The sequence below is a fragment of the Nostoc sp. 2RC genome, assembly GCF_014222165.1.
GTDB classification, from domain to species: domain Bacteria; phylum Cyanobacteriota; class Cyanobacteriia; order Cyanobacteriales; family Nostocaceae; genus Nostoc; species Nostoc linckia.
The window spans coordinates 1-234 of the sequence record NZ_JACKZU010000860.1; the positions used below are offsets into that span (position 1 = coordinate 1).

The following is a 234-nucleotide window of genomic DNA, read 5'->3' on the forward strand; positions in this document are numbered from 1 at the left end:
ACTGACAACTGACCAATTCTCACAAATTTAAGAAGGGGAAAAACTGAAGCAGAAATTTACGCATACGGGTCAGGAAAATAGTTTGTCGTATGTTGGTGCTAAGTTTCGGGGGAGGGCTGATTTGTAATTGTTCTTGTAATTGTGCATACTCCGCCGCAGTCAGAGGCTGGCCATCTATGGGCGATCGCGCATCTATAATAATTTCTGTTCGTAATATTTCTTCTGGGATATCCT

The 234-nt window shown here is 42.3% G+C and carries 1 pseudogene; it reads right to left on the reverse strand.

Annotation, left to right across the window (positions count from 1 at the left end):
- Window positions 1-19 precede the first annotated feature (19 nt).
- A pseudogene (locus GNE10_RS35275) lies at window positions 20-234 on the reverse strand (hypothetical protein); the annotation flags it as partial.